This is a genomic window from Sinorhizobium psoraleae, assembly GCF_013283645.1.
Lineage (GTDB): Bacteria > Pseudomonadota > Alphaproteobacteria > Rhizobiales > Rhizobiaceae > Sinorhizobium > Sinorhizobium psoraleae.
On sequence record NZ_JABEKV010000007.1, the window covers coordinates 152,069 to 176,767 of the forward strand.

Below are 24,699 nucleotides of genomic sequence, written 5' to 3' on the forward strand. Positions count from 1 at the left end.
TATGCGAGCTGTTGTGACGTTTCGGCCGTCTCTCTCGAGTTTGGCAACGAGTTCGCGTTGAAGTGTTGCGCGCCTGGTAGCATCTTCAACATCGCGCTCCGCCGCCGCTAGATACTTCTCAATCAGAGGCAGTTCGTCCATGCCAGAGAATAGCACAGATCCTTGGTCTTCGCCTCTTTTAGGCGGCTTCTTCGACAAAGCACCACGCAGGCATCAACGCATACATCGCCAAAACGCCGTATCGCAGATTTAAGCAGAAGCTTATCGGTGTCGAAATTCTGCAAACCTAGGCGAACAAGACGTAAGCCGAGGGGCCGCTTAGCTTCCGCTATCCACCCCTGTTGAGAAGTTCAGGGAGCTTCTGGATGAGAATGGCGCCCTGGCACGGACCATATTGCCTCTGCTTGAGGCGTGGCGCGACATACGCAGACGCGCGGCCGATCTTGGTCGCCAGTTGCTCGCAGCGGCGCGGGAGAGCCAGGCTACGCGGCTGTTGCCGACAATCCCGGGTGTCGGCGCAGTCACGGCCGTTTCCTACGTCGCAGCAATAGAAGATCCAGGCAACTTCCGAACGTCGCGCTCGGTCGGCGCCTGGCTCGGGCTGACAACGCGGCGCTACCAGTCTGGCGAGATCGATTATGACGGTCACATCTCGCGAAAAGGCGACAACCGTCTGCGGGGACTGCTTTATGAAGCGGCGACGGTGATCCTCACGAGAACCAGTGCCAGGTACGAGAGCAGTCTCAGAAGCTGGGCGCTCAAACTGCGTGAGCGGGTGGGCTTCAAGCGCGCTGCGGTGGCGGTTGCCCGAAAGCTCGCGGTGATCATGCATAGCATGCTCAAGACAGGAGAGGTGTTCAACACATCGGCCGGCGCCACCGTTTAGGTGAAGCGTCAGCCTTTTCCCTCAGCGCGTCAATCTGATTTGAGGCACTGAGCGTCCCTGCTGTGGACGTGGGTTGGATCATTCCGTGCCGCGGAGGCTGCGGCTCGTTCGAGACTGCGGGCTAAACAGAGGAAGGTCCTACCTGCGAAGAACCATTATGCGGCGACTACTTGTCGACCGCGGAGACAACCCTGCTCCCCGGCACCGGACAGCTCTGAAGAAAACCTGGCCGCTGAGCCGATTGGAGCGCTGCGATGATAATGGGCCTCGCCCAGCACCATAAGCCGCGCACCACCCAAAACGTTATCGCTTTGCCCGTAAAAATCGCCACGCCAAAGGTCAGCCATATCTTCTCCGTAAACCATGGACGGCAAGAATCCTTTGAAAGCGCCAATCGATGCATACGGATACAAAAAAATCTGCACCCGGCGATGATTATCGGTTCGTCTCCTTAAGTTGCGTGCGAACCGGCTCCGGCGCTTGTCAGCGTGTGATCGATGCGCTTGTCCGAACTGCGTCCTGGTCTGCACCTGGCTGTTATACTAGATCTGCGAGGATGTTATAATTGCGTTCGGGAAATGGCGATCTAAGAGATGGAGGCTGTCTCGTGATGGCCTTGGTTGAAAACCCGGCTTCCCCTGGAATTGCCGATGAGATTGAGAGCAGGCCGCCCTCGATCGTTTCCCAATTGCCAAGGACATCGATCTCGTTGATCTATCGTTCGGGGCTCGTTATACTATAGTAGCAATTCCAGTATAACGCAGAGCTTCCATGCTGAAAACTGTCGACATGATATACCAGACAATGTTCGCTGAGATCGGCCAGCGCGCCATAGATGACGCCTGGACACTCGACTTCCCGCCGACCGGCCGATTCGTGAAAGTCAAGGTCAGGGATCGCCAATACTGGTATTTCGATCAGTCTGACGGCGAAGGCGGCCAGAAGCGCAAATATGTTGGTCCTGCTGAGGATCCCGAGATTTCGAAACGTGTTGAAGACTTCTCCCGCACGAAAACCGACTACAGGATACGTCGACGCCTGGTCTCAAGTCTGACGCGGGATGGAGGCCTTCTGGCGGCCGACCGAACCTCAGGATCGATCGTCGAAACTCTGGCCGCCGCAGGGCTTTTTCGACTTCGGGCTGTCCTGGTCGGCACTCTCGCCTTCGGAACGTACTCTGGCCTCCTGGGTGTCCGCATTCCCTCTGCTGCCATCATGACGGGGGATGCCGATTTCGCGCAAGATTATGCGATCTCGGCAGAAGTGATGGATAGCCTGCCGCCAATCCTCGAACTGCTGCAATCAGCCGATCCGACTTTCCGTGCTGTCCCAACGCTCGACAGGGCAGAGACGACCGCATTCGCCAATGGGGAAGGCTATCGCGTCGAATTCCTGACCACGAATCGCGGCAAGGATGAGTATCTGGACAAGCCGGCCGACATGCCCGCCCTTGGCGGGGCAAGCGCACAGCCGCTGCGGTTCATGGATTTCCTGATCCGTGAACCTGTTAGAACGGTACTCCTCTATGGAGCCGGTGTCTCAGTGCTTGTCCCCGATCCAGCTCGCTACGCTGTTCACAAGCTGATCATCGCGTCCCGACGCCACGCGCACAGCGCGCTCAAGCGCGACAAGGACATAATGCAGGCCGGAATCCTTGTCGAAGCCCTGCTGCAAACGAAACGATCTCCCGATCTGGCGATCGCCTATATCGAAGCGTGGGAACGCGGGCCCGCATGGGAGGAAGCCATCAAGATTGGAGCCGCCATGTTACCGGGTGAGCGGAAGGACAGTCTTAGGGAATGTCTCGAGGCCGGGGGGCGGGCAACAGGAGAGAAGGCAGTCTTGCCGTTCTGAGGATCGGAATGGTCTTGACGTCGGCGTTGAAGAACTTCTCCCGCCGTGCCTGAGCGAGGTCCTTGTCGGTCTGCTCCGTTTGGAGCCAGGTTCCCATCATCGTCATCTGCTGCGACACGAGCCCGCGGAGCTTCTGCATTTGCGCGACCTGCTGCGCCGCGATCTGATGGCCGACCTGCAGGGCCTTCATCTGCCCGTCGGCCGTCTCTGACATCGACCGTAACGAGGACATTGTGGTTTCCTCGCTGTCGAACTGATCGGCCGTGAGGCTTGCCGCGTTCAGCGTGCTGCCAATCGTATCGCGGTTGGTGTCCGACCAGGTTTGATAGGTGAGGAGAATGTCTCATTGGTCGGCAGGTTGGTCTTGAAGGTGGCATAGCTCTGGAACCGCTGCTGCAGCACGTCGTCGGCGTTGCCCATGGAAAAAGCGATGCTCTGGCTCTGATCGACGATGTTGCGAAGCTGATTGAGATCGCTCTCGACTTGCCCCCACATGTGGGACGGGAGAGTGGCCGTGTTCTGCAGCAGGTTCTGATAGATGTTCAACTGAGTTTCGATCTGTTGCGCGAGCTGGCTAATCTGCGTGAGCTGGTTCTGGATCTGCTCTCCAGATTTTCCGACGAGCGATATCAGTTCGCCATTATTGAGAACCTGCGTCCACTCGGTCGCCGCACCTGTGGCGGTGCCGGCATCGGCCCGCGTGATAGTGCCGATCGTTACGGCGACGACCGCCAGACCGGCGAGCAAACTCTTCGACCTTGAGCAGCGATGCGGCATCGTGAATTCCTCTCATCTGAAGCCAGTGGATCGGCCAATCGCGGCCGTGTTCGGAATGAAGGTGCGCGAATGCGCTTCAAGTCTTCCTTGCCGGATGCGCCGACGAAGCTGAGCGCCACGGGACCAAGCGCCATGTCGAAGTGACGCCGGCCTTCAGGGGTGACGACGTAGTATTCGCGCTTGGGTATTGCGTTCGAAACGATCTCGATCTGTCGCGCGTTGAAGCCGATCCGTTCGTAGAACTCGCGCGTCCCCGGCTCGCGCGCGGCGCCGTTCGGAAGGCAGATTTTGGTCGGGCAGGATTCCTTCAGCACATCAATGATGCCGGAGCGCTCGGCGTCCGAGATTGACTGTGTTGCGAGGACGACAGTGCAATTTGCCTTGTGCAGCACCTTCAGCCATTCGCGGATCTTGGCTAGGAACACCGGGTGGCCGAGCATCAACCATGCCTCGTCCAGCACGAGCAGACTCGGCGAACCGTCGAGGCGCTTCTCAATGCGACGGAACAGATAGGTGAGCACGGGGACGAGGTTGCGCTCGCCCATGTTCATGAGTTGCTCGATCTCGAAGCACTGGAAGGCGCCGAGCGTCAAGCCGTCCTCTTCCGCGTCGAGAAGCTGCCCCATAGGCCCGTCGACAGTATAGTGATGCAGCGCGTCCTTGATCTCGCGCACCTGAACGCCGCTCACGAAATCCAACAGCGATCGACCAGGTGCTCTCGCCATCAAAGCCGATCTGGCGCGAGACGGCGTTGCGATGATCGGGCGTGATGGTTATACTTTGCAGCGCGACCAGCATTTCGATCCACTCGGTCGCCCAGGCGCGGTCGCCGTCAGTGGAAAGCTCCGAGAGCGGGCAGAAGGCGAGCGCCCTCCCCTCTTCCTCGCCGCTGATCGCGTAGAGATCCCCTCCGGTCGCGAGGGTCAGCGGTAACAGCGAGTTCCCTTTGTCGAAGGCGAAGATCTGAGCGCGTTCGTAGCGCCGAAACTGTGCCGCAATCAGCGCCAGCAGCGTGGATTTGCCCGACCCGGTCGGCCCGAAGATCAGCGTATGTCCCACATCATCGACGTGCAGGTTCACTCGGAACGGCGTCGAGCCGCTCGCAACCTGCATGAGGGGCGGCGAATTCGGCGGATAGAAGGGGCACGGCGCCACAGGCGAGCCGGACCAGACCGAATTGAGAGGCATGAGATCGGCAAGGTTGCTGGTGTTGATCAGTGGATCGCGCACATTGCAATACCAGTTGCCCGGCAGGCTCCCAAGATACGCGTCCGTCGCGTTGAGAGTCTCGATCCTCGCCACAAATCCCTCGGCCTGGATCAGCCGGCGGATCGTCTCAGCTTTTTCCCGCAATGCCTCCCGATCATTATCGAAGAGAATGATCACCGGCGTGTAATAGCCGTAGGCGACAAGCTGCGACGATGCTTGCATCCTCAGTCTCGGCCACCATCGCCATGGCATTCTGATCGACCGACCGGCTTTGTGTCTGGAATAGCTGGTCGAAGAACGGACGGACTTTCTGCTGCCACTTCTTGCGCGTCCGCTCCAGCCTTTGACGCGCCTCCTCAGTGTCGAGGAAAATGAAGCGCGACGACCAGCGATAGGTGAGCGGCATCAGATCAAGACTGTTGAGGATCCCGGCCCAGCTTTCCGCCGGCAGCCCGTCGATCGCCACGACACCGAGGAATCGGTTCTCGACCTTCGGCGTCAGACCATGCTCGAGTTCGGCGGTCGCGATCCAGTCGAGATACATGGGAGCAGCCGGCAATCGGATCGGGTGGTTCTCGCCGGTAATGCAGAATCGGATGAACTGGAGCAGTTCGTCATATCGGGCGACACGCTCCCCTCCCCTTTCGGCCGCCTCGCGCGTTTCCATGCGCCGGATCGAAAGGGTGTTGGCGAAATATTGCTCAATCTCGCGGATGGCGTTCTTGAAGATGAAGAGCACCGTGTCCGCATAGGTCTTCTTACGGCTCTCCTCGTCCGATAGATGTATTTGCTGAGAGCTGTCTTTTTAGCCTCCGACGGCCGATAGGTCAGGATAAGCGCATGCTTGCTCTCGAAATGTCGCCGCTCGCGCGCGAAATGAGCCCGGCGCTCCCCGTCGATTGCCCGGGTGACAGCATCGGGGAAATGGCAGCGGTCTTCCGAGGGATAATCGTACGTCGGGATACGGACGGCCTCGACCCGGATCATCCAGCCGCTTCCGAGCCGCGACAGGATGGCGTTGATCTGGCGCGCGAGTTCGTTGCGCTCGACGTCGGTGGCGCTTTCGGAATCCGGCCCAGCAAAATACCAGCCGGCCATCAGGCTTCCGTCCTTCAACAGGAGGACGCCATTGCCGACTAGGCCGGCATAGGGAACGAGATCCGCGAAGGATGGGCCAATGGTCCGAAAACGTTTGAGCGCGGCCATGCCAGTCCCCTCAATACCGGCGCCACGGAGAGGTGGTCGACTTGTAGTAGGGCTTGTAGGAAATGTGGCGGATGTAGACCTGCCGCATCAACGGATCGGACTTCGCCATCATCCGGAGCAAGCCGACGATCACGATCCACATGGCGACGCCGAAGAGCGCCGAGTAGACCGTCAGCACTACGAAAATCAGGATAACGGCGGCAAGCCCGGTGATCAGAACCAGTTCCCGATCCGCGCCCATCAGGAGGTTCGGCCGGGAGAGAGCACGGTGGATGCGATTGCGGTGAAGTTGGGACAGCGACTCAGCCATGAGCCTCCTCCCATCTTCCACTCGGGCGTGTCGACGTGACGTGATCATCGGTCAGACCGATTGAAGCGCCGGTCGCACCGAACAGACCGACAATCGTCGTGGCGCCGAGCAGAATGCCGGCAACAAGCACGACGTACATCAGCCGCCGCGCAAAGTCGTTCAGCTCACCGCCGAAGATCAGCATGCCGCCTGCGATCGCCACCGCTGCAAGTGCGATGTAGCCCGCGACTGGCCCCGTGATGGACTCCTGGATCTGCTCGAGCGGTCCTTCCCAGGGCAGACTACCGCCTGAACTGGCCAGCGCCGGTGCGACCGACGCCAGAATGACTGGCGCAGCAAGAAGCGCGATGGAGGCAAACTCATTCTTACGCGACATGCCGCGCCTCCTGTTCTTCGGTGAGTTGGTCGGATTCGATCTCGTATTGGCCGTTGGCGAAGCGCTCGACCTGGATGATGTCGCGCACACGCCGGCCTCGCGGCGTACGCTCGATGGAAACGATGAGATCGACAGCCTCCCCGATCACCTCGTGCATCGGCTGTTGGCTTGCCTCGGCCGTCAGCTGCTCCAGTCGGCGGAGCGCGGAGGTCGCCGTGTTCGAGTGGATTGTTGCCACGCCGCCAGGGTGACCTGTGTTCCAGGCCTTTAGAAGCGTCAGCGCCGCGCCGTCGCGGACCTCGCCGACAACGATGCGGTCGGGGCGCAAGCGCATCGTGCTCTTTAGAAGGCGAGCCATATCGATTACTTCGGTCGTGTGCAGGAGAACCGCGTTCTCGGCCGTGCATTGGATTTCGGCGGTGTCTTCGAGGATGACGAGCCGATCTTCTGGTGCGCTCTTCACGATTTCATCGATTAGAGCATTCGCGAGCGTCGTCTTGCCGGAGCCGGTTCCACCGGAAATGATGATGTTGAGGCGTGAGCCAATGGCACTGCGGATCGTCGCAGCCTGGGCCTCAGTCATCACACCGGAGCGGACATAGTCGTCGAGCGGGATCAGGCGAGATGCCCGACGACGAATTGTGAAGGCGGGCTTGGCGACCACTGGCGGCAATAGACCCTCGAAACGATGCCCGCCGATCGGAAGCTCACCGGAAATAATGGGTTGGTCGGTGTCCACCTGGGATTGGAGTGCGTGAGCAACCGTCCCAATCACCATTTCCGCCGCAGCCGACGACATCTCGCCAACGGGCGCGACTCCGTGCCCGAGCCGCTCTATGAACAGCTTACCATCGGGATTCAGCATGATCTCGACGACGTTGCGATCGTCCAAAGCAACGCAGAGCTGGTCGCCAAGCGCCTCCTGAAGCTTGCGGATGAGGCGAGGATGAGAGCGAAGCTGTGTCACTGACTTCTCCTTACGCAGATTGCCCAGAAGGGCTGGTGATTTGAGATCGGTAGTTGGCGGGGCGGAGCTTCATGAATGTGTCCGCGTTTGCCGGTAGAGTGCCCGCCACGGCCACGGTCGCTCCGATTGTCCTTGGCTCGCCGATGCGCTGAAGTGGCCAACCAACGCGGGCGAGGATCCTTTCGAACCGAAGATCCGTCACGGTGACGATGTCGGTGAAGCGGTTTGCCACCGACCATTCGATAATCCCCGCAAACATGGTGAGCGTCGCCTCATGAATGGAGCCGTCCCCCCTGCCCTCAACAAGGGAGGTGTCCACGCAGAAGCGCGAGCTCTCGACCATGGAGGAATGAGCGTTGAGGTGACCGGCACAAAGGAGCGAGGGGAAAACGTTGGCCACCATCGTGGGGCCGAATGCAGGAAGCAGACGCGCGCATCCAACCACTCGGCCGTTGCTCGACACGGCCAGGATGTAGGTCGGGTGAAGATCGTCGAAAGCATCCGACTCACAGCCTCCGGCGACATTGACTTCCCAGCCCAAACGATCGGAAAAGATGCGGGCGCGCAGTTAGTGATGGCTATGGAGAAGCTGGGCTTCTTCGATATTTCGCGGCTTTGAGATCGCGAGAATCTGCATGAATTTCTCCGTCGTTGTTGGGCGGCGGGGAAATCAGCACGAATCGGAATCGGGCGGCAGTTGTAGGATTCGACAAGGTCGACTGGAGCGAGCGGCGCAAATTGGAGTGGAAAACTGGGGACAGGGCAGAGTGATTGTAGGATTCACAGGAGAACAATCAGAGATCAAGGGGTAGCGGCGAAATCGGCTAAGCCTCTGTGTACAAACGGAAAAAGGCCAAGAACTCTCCTCTGGTTTCTTGGTCGCCGTTAAACCTTTGTTAACCCTAAACTTCTGGACGGGTCTGGAGAATCGTGTTCTATCTCTGGCGGGTAATGGTCGGTAAACCGGCAGTAGACCGCCAAGAGGAACAGATGGCGATAGCGAACCGAGTGGAATCAGTTGTTGGCACTAAGGAAGATGCGGGCAGCAAAATCACGCGCCACGCAGGGCTCCTGTCAGCGCAGTTGCAGCAGCTCAGAACTCGCATGTATCCTCCGAAGTCGGAGAAAACACTTCGTCCGTTTTTGACGAACGAAGTGTCGAAGCTGACGTCTATACCCGATTCCACGCTGAAGCTCATGTCCATCGAAGGGCGTGGACCGGTCCCGAGCAGGCTCGAGAATAATCATCGCGTCTACACGCTGGCTCAGATTAATGAGTTGCGCGAGCTCTTCGCTAAGCAGAAGCCGGCGGAAGCCTTGCGGTTTTTCCCCCGCCGACGTGCCGGCGAGCATCTCCAGGTGCTTGCCATTGCCAATTTCAAGGGTGGCAGCGCAAAGACAACGACCTGCGTCCACCTCTCTCACTATCTGGCCCTTCAGGGCTATCGCGTTCTCGCACTCGACTTGGACCCACAGGCATCCCTGTCAGCCATGTTCGGCGCCCAGCCAGAGGTAGACGTTGGTTCGAATGAAACCATCTACGCTGCCTTGCGCTACGACGAAGCCGAGCGGCGCCCGATCCGCGACATCATTCGCAAGACCTACTTCGAGGGGATCGACCTAATCCCCGGCAACCTCGAAGTGATGGAGTATGAGCATGAAACTCCCCGCGTCTTGGCGAACAAGTCGAGCTCCGGCGCGATCTTCTTCGAGCGGTTGAAGCTCGCCCTTTCGGAAGTCGAGGCTGACTATGACGTCGTAATCCTGGACACGCCGCCGTCGCTCGGTTTTCTGACGCTGAGCGCAATATATGCGGCGACCAGCATGATCATAACAGTGCATCCGGCCATGCTTGACGTGGCTTCGATGAGCCAGTTCCTTCTCATGATGGGCGATCTGATTAGCGTTCTGAATGAGAGCGGAGCTCAACTGGATCAGGACTTCATCCGATATCTCGTGACGCGGCATGATCCCAATGATGCGCCACAGTCGCAGGTCGTTGCTATGCTCCGGCACATGTTCGGGACCGATGTCCTATTGCCCACTGCCATCGAAAGCACAGCCGTCGAAGCAGCTGGCCTAGCGAAACGTTCGATATACGAGATGGAAATGGGTCAGATCGGCCGCGATACCCACAAGCGTGCCCGTGAAGCCGTTGACGCGGTCAATGAAGCGATCATCCGCCTTATCAACGACAGCTGGGGGCGGACATGAGCAAGTCTTCTCGCAAATCGATTGTGGCCAGTTTTGGTCTGCTGTCTGCAGAACTGGAGAGCAAGCTTGCAGACGACCAGCAACCTGCCGCCTCCCCTGCCCCGTCGCCGCGCGTCGGTGCCGGCGTTATAGGTGCAACACACCGGGCAATCGAGGAGATCCGAACGGAGCGAGATCTGTTGAAGGCGCTGGTCGAGTCAGGCGGCGGCTCGATTCGAGAGCTGGATCCCTCTCTGATGGACCCCTCCCCTTACCCGGACAGACTGCCGGACGATGACGCGGCAGGCTTTGAGCTATTCAAGCGTTCGATTGAGACCGAGGGACAAAAGGTTCCGGTCCAGGTTCGAAAACACCCCTCCTCCCCTGGTCGCTATCAGATCGTCTACGGCCACCGACGCTGGCTTGCTGCCAAGCAGCTCGGCAGGCCCGTTCGTGCGCTTGAGGTGGAAATTTCCGACGCTGATCTCATTCTGGCGCAGGGCATAGAAAACGCGAGCCGCCAGGACCTGACTTGGATCGAGCGTGCGCTGTTCGCGTCGCGGCTGGATGATGCGGGGATCAAGCCACGCTATATCTACGCGGCGCTTTCGATCGAGGACGCCGAACTTGCACGTATGCGGAATGTCTACCGGGTCGTTCCGGCCGATATCATCGAGGCGATAGGCCGGGCACCAAAGATCGGGCGGCCACGCTGGCTCGATCTTGCCAAGGCAGTTGCCGGCAACCCAGGTACGCTCGATTCCATTCGGGCGGCGTTGAGCATAAAACGCCACGGCACCGAGACCTCCGACCAGAGGTTCCAGCGTGTCCTCAATGCCATCAAACCGGCCGTCAAAAAGAACGTTAAACCGACGCCGATTTCGGATGGCAACGGCACAAAACTTGGCGCTTTGGTGGCGTCCCCGAAAGAGGTTCGGATTTCGGCCGAGGGATCACTCGGGATCGAGTTCTTGAAGTTTGTTGAGGCGGAGCTGCCAAGCCTTGCTGAGCGTTTTGCCCGTCATCGAGAACAATAAGAACCCTGACAGCTGTCAGGGTTCAGAGCAATTGAGGAAAGGAAGCGTAGCAAAAGAAAAAGGCCCCCAAACGTTGCCGTCGTGGAAGCCTCTCTCTGTGTGTGACAACTAGAGAATCGCATTTCCCCGAATCCCAGTCAAGAGTCTATGGCGCCGTTTTTTTGGTGAGCGGATTTCTTTTGCCTCTTAGAAGGTGAAGAAAAATGCAGCGTGGGAATGTGACGACGCCCTTCGGGCGGCGGCCGATGACGCTTGCCTTGGTGCGGCGACAGATTGCGACGACCGAGATCAAGCCCGGCAAATCGGCCGACAAGTGGAAAGTTTTTCGGGATGTATCAGAAGCACGGGAAGCGCTTCGATTACAAGACCGCAGCCTTGCAGTGCTTGATGCGTTGCTAACCTTCTATCCTGACAATGAACTACGCCAGGACAAGCAGCTCATTGTCTTTCCATCCAATGCTCAGCTGACACTCCGTGCGCATGGCATAGCCGGTGCTACTCTTCGGAGACACCTGGCCCTTCTCGTCGAAGCAGGCCTAATCGTGCGGAAGGATAGTGCCAATGGCAAGCGCTACGCCAGGAAGGACAAAGCAGGTGAGATCGAAAGTGCATTTGGCTTCGATATTTCACCACTCCTTTTGCGTGCCGAAGAGCTCGCGCACATGGCGCAGCAGATCGCGGCCGATCGAGCAACCTTCCGCCGCGCCAAGGAGAATCTGACGATTTGCCGTCGCGACGTCCGAAAACTCATTTCCGCTGCGATTGAGGAGGGCGCGTCGGGGGACTGGCAAGCCATCGAAGAGATTTACACAGGCCTCGTAAGCAGGATTCCGCGCTCACCCACGCTCGGTGACATCACGTCGATCCTGGACAAGATGGAGCTCCTGCAGGGGGAGGTCGTCAACATCCTGGAAATGCAGAACAAAGACGAGAATATTAGCACCAATGATGCTCATGATGAGCGCCACATACAGAATTCAAAATCCGACTCTATCTATGAATTTGAACCTCGCTCTGGAAAAGAGCTGGGTGCGAAGCCGGTGGGTGATGATCGGCCGAAGCGGGAGCCGATCCGGAATTACCCACTTGGCATGATACTGCGAGCCTGCCCCGAGATTACGATGTACGGGCCAGGCGGCACGATCAGCAACTCGCGCGACATGATGGCCGCCGCGGTCGTCGTGCGGTCGATGCTGGGGGTCAGCCCGTCGGCCTACCAGGAGGCCTGCGAGGTCATGGGGCCAGATAATGCTGCCGCAGCGATCGCCTGTATCCTCGAGCGGGAAGCGCACATCAAGTCGCCCGGCGGATATCTCAGAGATCTGACACGCAGGGCCGGACGGGGGGAGTTTTCGCTCGGGCCGGTGCTCATGGCGCTTCTGAGAGCTCATGGGCAAAATGACAAAAAGGCCGGGTGATGGGGAACCGCAATGGCGAAACCCTGACAGCTGTCAGGGTTTTAGCTCCGGCAAGCGACGCCGGCAGGGAAACGCGGCAGGCGCGATCGCCTGCATCCCTGATGCAAGGAGAGAAAATCAACCTCGGCTCGCGGCTATCTCCGCGACCTCATCCAGCAGGCTTAGAATGGGCGGGTTTTCGCTCTGTGCGATGCTTATGGCGGTGTTCGGGTCGAACGGTGCGGCAATCCAGAGGACGTCATGATCGTCGTCATCGACGGAACCAGCGCGGCGGCTAAACCGACGGCTGCTGCGGACATGCTTCCGAATTCTTGGTCAGTCAGGCCCACCAACTGCGACAAGACTTAAACACGTACGCCATGCCGGGCGCATACCAATGGACGGATTGGAAGGGCGTTTTGGGGCAGGGCTGACGAAGTTGTTTGGCTGGTCTGAATGGTGTCCAGCTGTCAGATTTCAGCCCATTTGGGCTGCGAGGAAACTAAATGCCGTCTGAAATTCGGTCACCGCGCCTAGCGGTCCTGATTGATGCCGATAACACGTCGGCAAAGATTGTCGACGGTTTGTTCGAAGAGGTCGCCAAGATCGGTGAAGCGAGCGTGCGGCGTATCTATGGCGATTTCTCGGGCGGCCGTTCGAAAGGGTGGGCGGATGTACTGGCTAAACACGATACCGCAAGAACAGTTTGCCTTTACGACGGGCAAGAATGCCTCCGATATCACCCTGGTGATTGACGCAATGGACTTGCTGCACAGCGGCCGCTTCGATGGCCTCTGCCTTGTCTCCTACGACAGCGACTTCACGCGGCTGGCCGCCGGGATACGCGAGCAGCGAGTCGATGTGTTCCGCTTCGGCGAGCAGAAGACGCCGGAGAGTTTTCGCCAAGCCTGCCGGCGGTTCGTCTACACCGAGAACCTGCTTCCCGGGGCGATCAAGGACTAGCAGAACACAGCATCCGTCGGCAAGCAGCTCCTGAACCTGGCGCCGGATTTCGACCCTCGGCTTCCGAAAACTCAGCGATCTTATCCGCAAGACGAACCAATTCGAAGTTCGCCAGGCCGAGGGCGGTCCCATCAGCATCCGGGTGAAACAACGAAACAAAAAACAGCGCCACCGTCGCGGCGATTTGGGAGGGCCGGGAGTGTCGGGACGCGGCGACCGATCGTTCGGCTTTCCCCTGAAGACAGAAGCGTCTATCAGTGGTGGCGCAAAGTGAAGCGTCAGCCGAGCTCCGACCTCGGCAAGACAATGATCAAAGGAAGACGTCATGGCGACCGGTACGGTAAAGTGGTTCAACGCAACGAAGGGATTCGGTTTCATCCAGCCGGACGACGGCAGCGCCGATGTCTTCGTTCACATCTCCGCGGTGGAGCGGGCAGGGATGCGTGGTCTGAACGACGGCCAGAAGATCAGCTATGAGCTGGTGAAGGATCGCAAGTCCGGCAAGATGTCGGCGGACAACCTCCAGGCCTGAGCCTGATTGCATGCGATCGCGGGAGGGCCGGGTTCGCCCGGCCGTTTGCAGCGCAAGATGTACGCGAGCGGTGCAGCCGCGCTGCTTGATTGGCTGCATCGCAACATTATCTTTTTGAGTACCGATGCGATTCACCTCCTCTCGAGCCGCTTCGGTCCGACGGACAGCTCTCCTCCGCCAGGCTGTCGTGGGCCAGTGACCGCGAGCTTATCGCGGTGATGAGACAGTATTTTGCGGCTAAAGCCGAGCTGGAGAGCTTGAAAGAACAATTGGAGGCGGCACGACAGGCAGCCGGGGAGGCGATCGGCGTGTTCTACGATCCCCGCCAGAACGCCGAGCACGCCGCCGCCCTACAACGCTCGCATCGCTTGAGGGGCGAGATGGCGTCGCTGATGCAGCGTGCCGAAGCCTGGGGCAGGGCAGCATTGGCCGCTGACCGGCACGATAGATCGGCGGCGGAAGCGGGACCGGAAGAATGGCAGTCGTTTGAGAAGCGAGCCGATTCACTCTTCGGCGTGTAGTCACGCTTAGATGATCAGCCGGGCCGCTCGTCCTTTCTTTCGTTCCGCGTTGTTGTAATAGCTCGCCGCCTGCGCCACCGACTTGTGCAGTGATTGCTGCATCGCCTCCGGCAGCGGAATGTCGCGGTTGGCCGCCTCGGTCAAATAGCCAGATCTCAAGCCATGCGCCGAAAACAGCGCCGCATCGAGACCGGCCTGTTTGCAACGGCGCTTCAGGATCAGGTTGACCGATTGCGGCGTGAGCGCCCGACGGTCGACATTGCCCCACTGATCGATGCGGCGGAAAACGGGCCCATCCTTGATTTGCGCTTCTGCCAGCCACCTTTTCAAGGCGGTCACGGGGCGGCCGATCAACAGCACATGTTCGTCATCGTCGGCGGTGGTCGTCTTGGTGCGGCCGAGACGCATCGACAGGCAGGGCAGGGGAGGGGAGGCCTTGTCGGAGGGATCAGCGCGCACCGGTTCCTCGTCAACGAGATCCCCGACGCGCAACCCCGCCACTTCCGAGCGGCGACGGCCGCCGGAGGCAAAGGCGGCCAAGAACAGTGCCCGGTCGCGCACATCGACCAGCCGATCGCCTGCACAAGCTTGAAGCACCTTCACCAGGATATCGACGGTCACTGCCTTTTTGCTTTTGCGCTGGCGCGGCCGGTTACTTGCCTTGACCGCCAGCCTCAGCGCGCTCCTCAGCGATGGCGCACCGAAGGCACCGGTGAGACCGCGCCAGCGGGTGAGGATCGACCACGAAGTCAACCGCCGCCGGACCGTGCCGGGCGCATGTGGTCCGTCGGTCCTGAGCAGGCGCTCAGCGCGCAATCCCGCCTCGACCTCCGCCGGCATGCCGTGCGCCGGGTCCTCGACGCGCTTGGCCGGATCCCAGAGGTGATGCGCGACGAATTTCAACAGCAGCGATTCCGGCGCCGGCCAGGGGAGGGGGGAACCGGCGGCAAGCTGGCACCAGGCCTCGAGGTAGCCGAGATCAGAGGCGAGTGCCCGAAGCGTATTCTCGCCCATGCCTTCGCTGGCCAGGTGTTTCAGGGTCGCGACGTCGTCATCGGTCAGCAGCGCGGCGAGCTGGTCGCGCCGGTCGAATGGCAGGATGGCGTCAAGTGCGTCGAGCTGTTCGGCGCGGTGGTGGATCGCTTGGCTGTCTGAACCCGCCACGTTATGTTTGTCGATCATGGGTTCAGCCTCCGACGCTCTTGTGGGGCATTCCGGAAAATCCGTGTGTTTCGGAAAAGAGAGCATTGAAATGGCGTCGACCGTCACCGTTGCGGCGGTTTCCAGAAATTTCGCGGCCTATCAGGATGCCGCCGTGCGCGAGCCTGTGATCATCACCGAGAATGGCCGGCCGCGCATGGTGCTCATCGCGTATGAGGATTATCTGCGGCTGTCGCGCCGTGACCGTCGCGTCGAAGCGACGGCGAGCTTGAGCGACGATGACCTCGCCGCGGTCGAAAAGGCGGAAATGGAGTCGGGTCGCGATCATCTCAATGCCGAACTGCTGACGGACAAGCATGCTGCCGACTGAAATCGCAGGTCATCACGCTGCTTGCGCCGGCTGCCGGGTGCAAAGGATGCGATCTCATGCCGCCTCGATGTCCGTGCGCGCGAAATCATTGCCCTTGTAGAGCAGCGGTTCGTTGCGTGTCCTGGCCAGCGCATAGGAGAAACAGTCGCCATAGTTCAGACCTGCCGGATGTCGGCCCTTGCCATAGCTGCGCCAGGCTCGCCTTGCCACCGCGATCTGCTCCGCGTCGACGGCGACGACTTCGACGCCCGCCTTAAAGAGCCACAGATCAAGCTCTGTGGCACCTGCCTCGCCGAGGCGCGCCTCGATTACGATGGCGAGTTCGAGGACTGTCGCGGCGGAGATGAAGCGCCGTGGAGCGTCGACGACCTTTTGTTCGTAGGCTTCGGCTTCCGGCTCATTGAATGCGATCGCGACGATGGCGGAGGTGTCGATGACCATCAGCTGGGGAGCCCGTTTTCGTCATACCCCAAAATCTCGTCGGCGGAACGGTTATCGAGCACCGGCAGCTTCGCCCAGCGTCTGCGGCTAGCGGCAAGCTCCTCAAGGAGAACATCGCGATTTCCCGCGTTTGCGAGGCGCCGCAGCCGCTCCTCCAGTGCCCGGCGGGTCGCCATGGTAATGGTTTCACCGGTTTTCTCGGCCAGTGCCTTTGCGAGGCGTTCCGTCTCTAGATCTTTAATGCTGAGCGCCATTTCTGGTTCCTTGGTTCCTAATTATCTATATTCTACCTCGTTCCGGCGTCGGCGCAAGCGCCTGGATGGCGTAGGACCGGCTCACGTTTGCGCGCGGAATTGCCCCGATCGGCAGCGAGCTTAGGCGATTTGCGACTCGAATCCATCACTATCGATACTTGATCCCTATCGATAGTGATGGAGGCCGGAAATCGACGTCCGAGTGACGGAAAAATTTTTGTATTTAGCTTCCGTTTATTGAAATAAGCACTTTAATTCACATGGTTAATTGTTCGTAAAGGCTGCTGCGGCTACCTCACCGAGAGGCGCACGTGGGACAGATCGGGTGTGGCTTTGATTTCCTATAGGTGCAAACCTGCAGCTCGGCCGCATGTATGCATGTCCGCTTCTGGGATACCACCGTGCTCTGCTCAGTGTCCGACTTCGGGGGCGCAACAGCGGTCGTCCGCGAAGCGTGGCGGGACGACTGGACCGGGCTCGACCAAGGCGTTCATCGCGCCCTTCACCGATGATCGCAGAGGATCGTTCTTCCCGTGAACAGGTGTGGACGCAGCTCACCACCGCCTTGTTATTGGGCAAGCAGCAAGCGAAAACCTAATCCCGCAGTTTGAATTCCGCAACGAACTCGGCACCGTCGGGATGGAGCGTCAATTCGGACGTGCCCTCCAGAGAATGGCTAAACACGCCCTCCAAGACTTGCGAGCCGTAGCCCTTGCGAGCGGGGGCGGTATTGATCTCGCGGCGGTTCTCTCGCCAGCGAAAACTGATGTGTGTTCCATTGCCCTTTCTTCGGTGTGCTGTCCAAGTTACCTTCAGCCGGCCTTCGGGCGAGGCCCAGGCGCCGTGCTTTACGGCATTGGTGGCCAGTTCATGGATCGCCATGGCGAACGCTTGCGTGGTTTCACGCGACAGGGTGACGTCTGGACCGTTAAGTTGATAGTTTTCTCCCTCATGGCCGCCCTGGGCCTCCAACTCCAAGCGCAGAACCTCAGCCATGAGGACATCGTGCGCGGGTGCCCGCATCAGCAGGTCCTGGGTTCTGGCGAGGGCAGTCAGGCGAGTTGTAAAACTGTCGCGAAACGCATCGAGCGATTGGCTTTCCTGCAAGCTGCGCTTTGCCAGCGCGTTCACGCTTGCCAGGACGTTCTTCACCCGGTGATGCAGCTCGCCCATCATTGTCCGCTGCTGCGCTTCCATTCGACGTTGTTCGGTGATGTCGCGTATCGCCAGCAGGATCAGGTCGAGATGATCGAGACGGCGGCCATTGAGGAGCATAATGCGCCGTCCGATCGTTTCGAAGTCGTGCTCTACCTCGACATCATCAAAGGCATTGTTGTCGGGAAGAACGTCCTCCAGGAGCTCCCTCAGTTTCGGAATGTCCCATTGCCGATTTCCAAGTTCGTACACCAGCCGCCCTTCGGTGTCGGCCGGGGAGACCTGAAACAGATCATAGAAGGTCTGGTTCGCCCTGATGACTCTCAGATCCCAGCCGAGCACCAGCAGTCCTTCGCGAACGCTGTCAATCAGCTTTTCCAAGAACTCCCGATGGCCTTCGAGTTCGAACCGGGCTTGCTCGGCTGCCGTTCGATCAGAGACTGTGAGCAGGATCAGTGCCGGCCGCCCATCATTCGCCTCTATTCTTCGGGCGTTCAGGATCATGACTCGCCGCCCGATATCGGGAAACTTGTGCTCGATCCGGTAGCCTTTCACTAGCGTGCGCTCGGGCAGGACCTGTTCCAGAAGCCGGCGTAGCTCGGGAATGTCCCATTGCCCATTGCCCAGCCGGTATATCGGCTGACCGCGCGCTTCCTCGGCTGTGACCCCGAACGTTTCGCAGTATGCGGAGTTGACGTCGGCGGAGGTGAGATTGGAAGTGAGGATCAGCAGCGGCTGGTCAAGCGTCTCGACGATCGCTTCGGCAAGCCCCGCCAAACCGAAGCGCTGCCCTGCGTCACCCGCATTCCCCGCGCTGTCGTTCCCGCCGCTCATGCTTACAATGTGGCACCTATTTTGCGAGAGTCTAGATAATTGTGGGAGCATTACGATCCCTCCGAACCTGCCTGAGCTCGTGCGCTGCTTTGGCAGTCAGGACCGGAAATTCCGACCTCTACCTGTGAATGGCAGCACTGGGTCGAAGGGAGCCCTTCTTCACAAGCCTTGCGCCTGGCTGTTCTGCGGATGTTCACGTTCTGGGCCAAGAATATCGCATAATGTATCAACAGGAACCGCTATGAATCACAGGGGGGTCGCAACCGCCGCCGACGCGACGGAGCTTCGATTGCCTTTAGGCCGTGCCGGTCCACCACTGCCGGAAAGATGGCTTTATCGCTGATGCACATAAGTGCCGGGCGCATCATCGATCGGGGGATAGACTCTTTTGGGAGCGCCGATGACAGGGGATTCCACCCGTTTCGCCGCTGAGTGGCCGGCGAGCCACTCGACCTTGTCCGGCCACCAGGAGCCGCCCTTCGATGTGGCTGCCGCGGCCCCTTCGTCTGCGCTGACGCTGGGATCGCCCTCGCGGGTCAATGCGATGCGAAGACCTCTGCCAGGATGGTTTGGTTCGGAAACGATGCCGTCATTGTGGCCCCGCTTGTCAGCACAAAGTGACGTCGGTGTCGGTGAATTTCTGGCAGCGCATACGAGAGCGGCGGGGCAGTTGCTCTTAGCGCGACCTAAGCGCAACATAATCCACGCCGTTGGGTTGAAGGAGCACTGGCGTGGACGACGAAAACAGAAATGAAGTTGTAGTAAGGAGCGGGCGGACGCTCCAGATGGGTACAGAGAGCTGGGAAATCCGGGACAACGGCACACCAGTCCAGTACGTGGACCTGATCACCGAGGCTCGGGAAGTAAACAAAGTATTCTACGTGTCTTTTGCGTCGGCCATCATCGACGGGCAGAACCCAGGTATAGCCTCCATAGCGACACGCTTGCGGATCGACATAGGCACGGCCCAGTATCTGCACGATCTGCTTGAGAAGCTGATTCAGAATGCGCTGATGCCCACTGACATCACCAAAGCGAACTGACGGATGCGGGACCGCAATGCAGAAGCGCTTTTCGGATGGTGCTCTGGCAATTCACGAAGCCAAGACCCACAGGTGCGAATGGCATTAACGGAGGCGGCGGCAACGACAGTCATCGCAGCGGGCGGACTGGCTCTTGGTGATGGAGGAGCCGACCCGCTGCGTTCAACGGCACGGCCGGACGCGGCGGCCGCACGAGGTCGAGGAGGAGCCGCAGGCTGCGCCTGCGAAAACCAAAACCAAAGCCCGTGCGCAAATCCGGCCGCTTCTGGATCTGGCTGCTGACCGCCGGCGGCACGAACATCACAGCCCTGAAGGAACTAAACCTAGTAGCGCTCGATTGGAAGGTACAGATGGCGATCCTCGCCATCATCGTCGGCTTTGCGGTTTACGCAATCAGCACCATGCCGGCGGTTCGCAAAGCTCTGGGCCTTAGATCATGATGGTATGGGCCAGGATTATCCTCGTTGGCGGGCTCGTGCTCACCGCCGTCATCTGGGCCGTCGTGGAAATCCGCGAGGACGACGCCAAATCCGTCAAAACCGCTATCGAGAAGCAGAACAATGAAGCGGCAGGTCGCGCTCATTCGGAGCGCACTGATTACGATTCCTGCCTTGCTCGTGGTGGGCTGTGGAACTTCGGGGCCGCGAAGTGCGACGAGCCCCAGAGCGGCCGTGGGGACTGATCTGATCGGCGCGCGCGGCACGACACCGGCAGATCAGCGGAAGATCGACCGGACCGTAGTCGGCATCTGCGCCGCGCGATCTGGACGAAGGCGGTATGCTCCCGCTACGGCGAAGCGCAGCAGTAAGCCCATCCAAAATCGCATACGAGGGGCAGGGAATTGGCCAACGAAACGAATGAAGAGAAAACCGTCGTGAAAACTCCAACCTGGAAGTTCGAGTGGAACCTGAACACTCTTCGTGATCCTGTTCGGATTCGCCGGCGGGATCATGGCTTGGCGCGACATGGGGGCGCTTCCGCGCGAACCGGCTCGACAACCGGATGACGGCCGTGAGGCGACGATCCGGCAACTCAACGACCACGAGCTCCGGATTTCAGCGGTCGAGAAACAGGCCGCGGGCTGTCGAGAATACGCTGAACAATTCAGCTCGGACAGGCGGCTTGTGCGGGAGATCTTGCAGCGAGGAAGGCGGTCGACAGGGAGTCCGTTGCGACGGTGAAAAAGTGCGATGCGGCAGATGCCCCGGCATCCATTGGAATCACTATTTTCGAGGGGAACAGACGTTCTTGTCAATGGGCCATAGATCAAAGCGACGCCCGCGGCTCGAGCAAGGTGAACGCGCGGGTATCGCTCTTTTTTTGCCGGCTTCCATCTCATTCCGCCTCAAAGGTGGGCTGCGAACCGGCGGTGACGCGAAACCGCGACGCTTCCCTAACCTGCCGTCGGCCGGATCGTTCCACGCCTTTTAGAGCTTCCGAAAACGGCCGCTGCGACATTTCGGCATCCTTCCGCCGTCCGCCAAAGTTCGATTTTCGGCCGGGTCTGTGAGGATCACCGGCATCGCCTCCCGGGTGGATCGGCTTCGCAACCACATTCGCGTCGCACGTCAGAGAGATGAAGAGCCCGTGGTCACCGACGCGTGGGTTCTTCATCGAGCCGCGCTTCCATCGCGTCCAGATGCCAGAGCCTGCCCAACCTGCGACCTTTGTTGGATGGACGGCCCTTGCGTGCCCGCTCAGGCACGCCTCTGGTAACCCTTGAAGCTCAAGAAAGCGCCGACAGCACCGGTTATCAGCGCCACGATGGTGGTGGAGGCGCTGCCGCCATAGATCGTTGAACCTATCGCAAGTGCGAACCGCGGCAATACAATGCGCATGATGCCACCAATTGTCATCAGCCAGCCGAGCACTGTGATGATCACACGCCAGTCCAATCGCCATGTATTGTGCAGGTTGACGATCGCGAGGCCAGCGAGCAGCGACAGGAAGCCGGAGAGATAAAACAGGATGCCAGGGTGCAGCCCCTCCGCGATCATGGTCTCGTACATGTCGAGGTTGATTAGCATGCCGAGCGCGACAGCAACGAAGGTTGGCCCGACGATTCTGGCGAGAAATAGCGATCGCTCCAAAAGGCACCTCCTCTATTATGTGGGGTAAGGGAGCAAGCGAATCAAGCAAGCGCCGAAACCCACAGGCCCTCCTCGAGCTTCTCCCGTGGGAACCGGCCAGCGATGAAATTCAAAATTCAATTTTGAGGGAAGCTCGTGAGGTTGATTCAGGGAACGATCCCGCTACTTTCACGCATTATAAACCGCCAACATATTTGGCTTTACCTCGAAGCCGCTCCGCCGGCCCCTTCTGCCCAAGCGGGCTCTTTCTTTTGTACGCCGTGCCGGAGGTATTTTCGCAAATCGAGCGATGCCCACGCGGATAGGCAATCGCGGGCATCGCTCTTGCCGGCTGCGGTCACAAACCGGCGTCCCTTCTGCATCGGTGATCGAGAGCGAAGCGACACGCTCTCAACTCACCGTCACCCCAATGGTTCCGCAATTTCGAAGTGCGGCTCGAAGCGTTGTTGATTGCTGGGCAAACCGATAATCGGGGGGCTTTTTTCACAGGTGCCGACAAAAACCGCGCTCCTCGGGTGAGGCTGAGGGGCGCTACCTGAGACGGGTGCGGTACTCCAAGGTTTGCTGCTTAAACCGACCCTTCTACCGCCAAGCCGCTTTAATGAAGCGACACTCGACTAGCGTTCCGCTTCCGCGATGGTTCCAAGATCGGCGCACGGGAACAAGAGACCGTTTCCGGCTTGGCTCAACGTCTCCGGCGCGAGGTTCTTTTTACCGCTGACTTGCAACTGGCAGGAGGGGCTTATCATCTCATGCAGGAGGGCCGGTTTCCTGATCGGGGCGAAAGCGCGAGTATCTTTCAGCCGGCGGCGCCCTTGTCACTAGCCGCCGATGTTTAACTGTACTCTAGAAACGTGAGTGCGGCGAATCGCTACCCAGCCCTTCCGCCGTTCGAAGCAGAACCTTTCGTCTGGCCAGCAGGGCTATCGCCGCGCCAACTTCCGGCTCCTCCCAAAAGTTAATGCGACGTTTTCAGGATCTGTGCGTTTATGCGGCATGAGATTCGAACTCGGTGCTGGTGTGATCAAGGCGCACCTGATGGAGATCGACGCCGATCTGCGCGGCATGCTGCTCACAAATCGACCGCGCGCAACATCGGCGATCGCCCTTCACCTGTCCTTGCGCATCGAGCGTGATTACCTGTTCCGGCGCCCCTCCGGAAAAAAGGCAACTCTGGACGACGTTATCCGAGAGATTGTCGACGGCATCTGGGAAGTTCCGGCGAGAATAGTTGCCGAATTTGCGCGGGTCGAAGTCGCCCTGCGTGCTCCCGAAGCGGATATTATCGCAGGAGAGGTCTATAAGGCGCTGCGGGCCGCCTTCAACGCTGAGGGCGTACGGGACCCTTATGATGGTGGCTGTTGAGCGTGGCGAACCATCTTCGAAACGGCCGCATCGAACCTAATCCCCGCTTTCTAATCCGTTGTGATTACGGCAATATCCAAAGCGGTTACACGAGGGAACATGCCTCGCGAGGGACCAGGCCACCAGTTGACATCTCCCTTTTAGGACGAAGTCCCAGCGGCCGCTGTCCCGAGCAAAGCGATGGCTGTAACCCGGGCTCGGTCGGCTTCGCTCGCCGGCCCTTTTGTTTGTGACGCAGTCGGTAGCTAGAGCAGAATACCTGCTGCTCCCCTTCAACGGGCAAAGGCGTCATTGCCTCGACCGGCAAAGGACGCTGGAGGGTGCGTGCCCGCTGCCAGTCCGCGGTTAGCCAAAGTTCAATCTCTTCTGGCATCGTCAGGATGACAGGCATTGCCTTTGGGGTGGATCGGCTTCACAACCGCATTTGCGTCGCACGTCAAAAAGGCGGACAACTCGTGCTCGTCGCTGCGAGGGTTCTTCATCGAGCCGCGTGCGCCCCCCATGGCGCCCAGATGCCTGCGAAGAAGGCCAGGGGCTGCTTGTCATCGATCGCGAACCAGCGCGGCGTCTTCTTCGGCTTGGTATCCTCATATTCACAGAAGGCTGTCCACGGCACGATGCAGCGGTTCTTGATACCGGTCGAGCCGCGCCAGTGGGGAGAATCGAGATTGCGAATGTTGGTGGCGCCGTAATCCGGCTAGCCGTTGGTGACTATCGGTGGCGAGGGCATGCCCCAGGTGAGATTGACGAGCTCGCGCTCACCGTCCACGTTGTTGCGGATGACAGGACCGGGCTTGTCCGGGAAGACCTCTGTCGTCGGGTTGGCGCGGTTGGTCAGGTCGCTGTGCGGTTTCGCTACCCGCCACAGCTCGTCAAATCCCACCTCGATGCGATACCAATTGCAGCGGTCGGCGGCTTGACGATCAATCGTACAGCCCAAAACCGTCTGGAAAACGGGCTACTACAGTTTCCGCTGTGGGCTTTTTTCGTCGTCTATGGCTCGATCGATCGCCTCAATGCTCATCTGAAATTCAATGACGCTTTTTGCAGTTGCGACAATCCCGCCTGGCTCCATATTGCTGGCGACTGCTCGGCGACGTTCCACCAATTCCTCGCGCAATTTCAATAGATTAACAATGTGTTCGTTGCTTCCTGCCACGTCATCTCTCCATCCGCCGCGTTGCATAGACGTCGTTAGTTCCCCAACGCGCGGTCTACGAGTGTCCAGAAAAACAAGAGCGGCATCCTCAGAGGACACCACTCTGTTTCTGCGTCGCCTGACGAGAGCGACTATAATAAACGCGGACCCTCTCAATCGGTTCCTAAGGGGCAAGCTTATCTCGCCGACATCATTAATCGCATCGCCGATCACCCCGCAAATAGGATCGACGAACTCCTTCCTTGGAACTGGTCTCCTCAATCATAGTGTCCACTTAATTCCACAGTGGACACTATCCAACTTCAGACCGAACACTACCACGCGGCCAACACGCCACGCTTACACTGATTAAGGTTTTTCCCCGAAAGCTCAGCAGCAAGAGCTGCTCCGCGATGCACTTCGGGAGCGACACGGAACACCCTCTTCCCTGAATAAGATCTCTGAGCTTCTTTGCCCATTTTCCCGCAGGTCTCGACTTAATCATCGACTGCCTCACGGAAGGCTTCTTAAGTTCAACGACGCTGTCGCCGTAAACGCGGAGGAGCTCTTTCAAAACCCTGAACCGCTCTTCTAGGACCGTCGTCGCCTCGATCGGGCGA

20 protein-coding genes and 10 pseudogenes are annotated in these 24,699 nt (G+C 59.3%); 16 read left to right on the top strand and 14 right to left on the bottom strand.

From position 1 onward, the window contains the following. Positions 1–352: 352 nt before the first annotated feature. Together ILFOPFJJ_RS28520 and ILFOPFJJ_RS28525 are read left to right on the top strand one after the other, a co-directional pair. Positions 353–886, top strand: a pseudogene (locus ILFOPFJJ_RS28520) (transposase); the annotation flags it as partial. 774 nt (positions 887–1,660) lie between these two features. Then, the gene (locus ILFOPFJJ_RS28525) at positions 1,661–2,740 is read left to right on the top strand and encodes a nucleotidyltransferase family protein (protein WP_173513946.1); all 1,080 of its coding nucleotides are present in this window, start codon (positions 1,661–1,663) and stop codon (positions 2,738–2,740) included. On the opposite strand, the pseudogene trbJ reads toward ILFOPFJJ_RS28525, so the two are convergent. The 6 genes and pseudogenes from trbJ to traI all read right to left on the bottom strand — a co-directional run bounded on the left by trbJ (position 2,679) and on the right by traI (position 8,222). Continuing rightward, positions 2,679–3,517: pseudogene (gene trbJ / locus ILFOPFJJ_RS28530) on the bottom strand (P-type conjugative transfer protein TrbJ). The gene ILFOPFJJ_RS28525 and the pseudogene trbJ sit on opposite strands and share 62 nt — an antisense overlap. Continuing rightward, positions 3,492–5,932 (bottom strand): annotated as a pseudogene (locus ILFOPFJJ_RS28535) (conjugal transfer protein TrbE); the annotation flags it as partial. The pseudogenes ILFOPFJJ_RS28535 and trbJ, both read right to left, overlap by 26 nt. A 10-nt stretch (positions 5,933–5,942) precedes the next feature. Further along, positions 5,943–6,242 carry a conjugal transfer protein TrbD gene (locus ILFOPFJJ_RS28540; RefSeq protein ID WP_173513905.1) on the bottom strand — a complete coding sequence of 100 codons (300 nt, stop codon included), beginning with the start codon at positions 6,240–6,242 and terminating at the stop codon, positions 5,943–5,945. Continuing rightward, complete coding sequence (locus ILFOPFJJ_RS28545; RefSeq protein WP_173513906.1) at positions 6,235–6,618, bottom strand: TrbC/VirB2 family protein; 384 nt, start codon at positions 6,616–6,618, stop codon at positions 6,235–6,237. The genes ILFOPFJJ_RS28540 and ILFOPFJJ_RS28545 overlap by 8 nt, the downstream gene beginning before the upstream one ends. Further along, entirely contained in the window at positions 6,608–7,585 is a 978-nt protein-coding gene (trbB, locus tag ILFOPFJJ_RS28550) for a P-type conjugative transfer ATPase TrbB (protein ID WP_173513907.1), read from the bottom strand. The genes ILFOPFJJ_RS28545 and trbB overlap by 11 nt, the downstream gene beginning before the upstream one ends. A gap of 10 nt (positions 7,586–7,595) precedes the next feature. Then, positions 7,596–8,222, bottom strand: a pseudogene (gene traI, locus ILFOPFJJ_RS28555) (acyl-homoserine-lactone synthase). A gap of 314 nt (positions 8,223–8,536) precedes the next feature. On the opposite strand from traI, the gene repA reads away from it, so the two are divergent. The 6 genes and pseudogenes from repA to ILFOPFJJ_RS28585 all read left to right on the top strand — a co-directional run bounded on the left by repA (position 8,537) and on the right by ILFOPFJJ_RS28585 (position 14,228). Further along, positions 8,537–9,799 carry a plasmid partitioning protein RepA gene (repA, locus tag ILFOPFJJ_RS28560; protein WP_173513947.1) on the top strand — a complete coding sequence of 421 codons (1,263 nt, stop codon included), beginning with the start codon at positions 8,537–8,539 and terminating at the stop codon, positions 9,797–9,799. Continuing rightward, positions 9,796–10,815: a plasmid partitioning protein RepB gene (gene repB / locus ILFOPFJJ_RS28565; protein ID WP_173513908.1), complete on the top strand. Its 1,020-nt coding sequence runs from the start codon at positions 9,796–9,798 to the stop codon at positions 10,813–10,815. The genes repA and repB overlap by 4 nt, the downstream gene beginning before the upstream one ends. A 203-nt stretch (positions 10,816–11,018) precedes the next feature. Beyond that, positions 11,019–12,233, top strand: coding sequence for a plasmid replication protein RepC (gene repC, locus ILFOPFJJ_RS28570; protein WP_173513909.1), 1,215 nt, complete (start codon positions 11,019–11,021; stop codon positions 12,231–12,233). A gap of 485 nt (positions 12,234–12,718) precedes the next feature. Then, positions 12,719–13,449: pseudogene (locus tag ILFOPFJJ_RS28575) on the top strand (NYN domain-containing protein). A 51-nt stretch (positions 13,450–13,500) separates the two neighbouring features. After that, on the top strand, positions 13,501–13,707 hold the full coding sequence (locus ILFOPFJJ_RS28580; RefSeq protein WP_173513910.1) for a cold-shock protein: 207 nt from the start codon (positions 13,501–13,503) through the stop codon (positions 13,705–13,707). A 218-nt stretch (positions 13,708–13,925) separates the two neighbouring features. Continuing rightward, complete coding sequence (locus ILFOPFJJ_RS28585) at positions 13,926–14,228, top strand: hypothetical protein (protein ID WP_173513911.1); 303 nt, start codon at positions 13,926–13,928, stop codon at positions 14,226–14,228. Between the two features lie 6 nt (positions 14,229–14,234). Here the strand turns inward: ILFOPFJJ_RS28585 and ILFOPFJJ_RS28590 are convergent, their stop codons facing one another. Further along, complete coding sequence (locus ILFOPFJJ_RS28590; RefSeq protein WP_173513912.1) at positions 14,235–15,410, bottom strand: tyrosine-type recombinase/integrase; 1,176 nt, start codon at positions 15,408–15,410, stop codon at positions 14,235–14,237. A gap of 70 nt (positions 15,411–15,480) precedes the next feature. Between ILFOPFJJ_RS28590 and ILFOPFJJ_RS28595 the strand changes: the two genes are divergently transcribed. Then, the gene (locus ILFOPFJJ_RS28595; protein WP_173513913.1) at positions 15,481–15,759 is read left to right on the top strand and encodes a type II toxin-antitoxin system Phd/YefM family antitoxin; all 279 of its coding nucleotides are present in this window, start codon (positions 15,481–15,483) and stop codon (positions 15,757–15,759) included. A gap of 54 nt (positions 15,760–15,813) precedes the next feature. Here ILFOPFJJ_RS28595 and ILFOPFJJ_RS28600 read toward each other — a convergent pair whose 3' ends face one another. From ILFOPFJJ_RS28600 to ILFOPFJJ_RS28610, 3 genes are all read right to left on the bottom strand, one after another. Further along, complete coding sequence (locus ILFOPFJJ_RS28600) at positions 15,814–16,200, bottom strand: type II toxin-antitoxin system VapC family toxin (RefSeq protein WP_173513914.1); 387 nt, start codon at positions 16,198–16,200, stop codon at positions 15,814–15,816. Next, complete coding sequence (locus ILFOPFJJ_RS28605) at positions 16,200–16,454, bottom strand: type II toxin-antitoxin system VapB family antitoxin (RefSeq protein ID WP_173513915.1); 255 nt, start codon at positions 16,452–16,454, stop codon at positions 16,200–16,202. The genes ILFOPFJJ_RS28600 and ILFOPFJJ_RS28605 overlap by 1 nt, the downstream gene beginning before the upstream one ends. A 594-nt stretch (positions 16,455–17,048) precedes the next feature. Continuing rightward, positions 17,049–18,494, bottom strand: a complete 1,446-nt coding sequence (locus ILFOPFJJ_RS28610; RefSeq protein ID WP_246299874.1) for a sensor histidine kinase — start codon at positions 18,492–18,494, stop codon at positions 17,049–17,051. Between the two features lie 680 nt (positions 18,495–19,174). On the opposite strand from ILFOPFJJ_RS28610, the gene ILFOPFJJ_RS28615 reads away from it, so the two are divergent. The 5 genes and pseudogenes from ILFOPFJJ_RS28615 to ILFOPFJJ_RS35350 all read left to right on the top strand — a co-directional run bounded on the left by ILFOPFJJ_RS28615 (position 19,175) and on the right by ILFOPFJJ_RS35350 (position 20,667). Beyond that, positions 19,175–19,486: a hypothetical protein gene (locus tag ILFOPFJJ_RS28615; protein ID WP_173513917.1), complete on the top strand. Its 312-nt coding sequence runs from the start codon at positions 19,175–19,177 to the stop codon at positions 19,484–19,486. A 239-nt stretch (positions 19,487–19,725) separates the two neighbouring features. Then, positions 19,726–19,926, top strand: a pseudogene (locus tag ILFOPFJJ_RS28620) (hypothetical protein); the annotation flags it as partial. Further along, complete coding sequence (locus ILFOPFJJ_RS28625) at positions 19,923–20,168, top strand: hypothetical protein (RefSeq protein WP_173513918.1); 246 nt, start codon at positions 19,923–19,925, stop codon at positions 20,166–20,168. The pseudogene ILFOPFJJ_RS28620 and the gene ILFOPFJJ_RS28625, both read left to right, overlap by 4 nt. Further along, positions 20,104–20,294: pseudogene (locus ILFOPFJJ_RS35345) on the top strand (hypothetical protein). Before ILFOPFJJ_RS28625 ends, ILFOPFJJ_RS35345 begins: the two are co-directional and overlap by 65 nt. A gap of 33 nt (positions 20,295–20,327) precedes the next feature. After that, positions 20,328–20,667, top strand: a pseudogene (locus ILFOPFJJ_RS35350) (hypothetical protein). A gap of 516 nt (positions 20,668–21,183) precedes the next feature. On the opposite strand, the gene ILFOPFJJ_RS28630 reads toward ILFOPFJJ_RS35350, so the two are convergent. Further along, on the bottom strand, positions 21,184–21,576 hold the full coding sequence (locus ILFOPFJJ_RS28630; protein ID WP_173513919.1) for a hypothetical protein: 393 nt from the start codon (positions 21,574–21,576) through the stop codon (positions 21,184–21,186). A 1,038-nt stretch (positions 21,577–22,614) separates the two neighbouring features. On the opposite strand from ILFOPFJJ_RS28630, the gene ILFOPFJJ_RS34745 reads away from it, so the two are divergent. Next, entirely contained in the window at positions 22,615–22,941 is a 327-nt protein-coding gene (locus ILFOPFJJ_RS34745) for a hypothetical protein (RefSeq protein ID WP_210267624.1), read from the top strand. A 259-nt stretch (positions 22,942–23,200) separates the two neighbouring features. Here ILFOPFJJ_RS34745 and ILFOPFJJ_RS28640 read toward each other — a convergent pair. Together ILFOPFJJ_RS28640 and ILFOPFJJ_RS28645 are read right to left on the bottom strand one after the other, a co-directional pair. Next, positions 23,201–23,809: pseudogene (locus tag ILFOPFJJ_RS28640) on the bottom strand (SOS response-associated peptidase); the annotation flags it as partial. A gap of 93 nt (positions 23,810–23,902) precedes the next feature. Further along, the gene (locus ILFOPFJJ_RS28645; protein WP_173513921.1) at positions 23,903–24,100 is read right to left on the bottom strand and encodes a hypothetical protein; all 198 of its coding nucleotides are present in this window, start codon (positions 24,098–24,100) and stop codon (positions 23,903–23,905) included. A gap of 171 nt (positions 24,101–24,271) precedes the next feature. On the opposite strand from ILFOPFJJ_RS28645, the pseudogene ILFOPFJJ_RS28650 reads away from it, so the two are divergent. Further along, positions 24,272–24,367: pseudogene (locus ILFOPFJJ_RS28650) on the top strand (transposase domain-containing protein); the annotation flags it as partial. Between the two features lie 47 nt (positions 24,368–24,414). On the opposite strand, the gene ILFOPFJJ_RS35360 reads toward ILFOPFJJ_RS28650, so the two are convergent. Then, positions 24,415–24,558, bottom strand: coding sequence for a toxin-antitoxin system HicB family antitoxin (locus tag ILFOPFJJ_RS35360; protein ID WP_246299875.1), 144 nt, complete (start codon positions 24,556–24,558; stop codon positions 24,415–24,417). Positions 24,559–24,699: the final 141 nt, after the last annotated feature.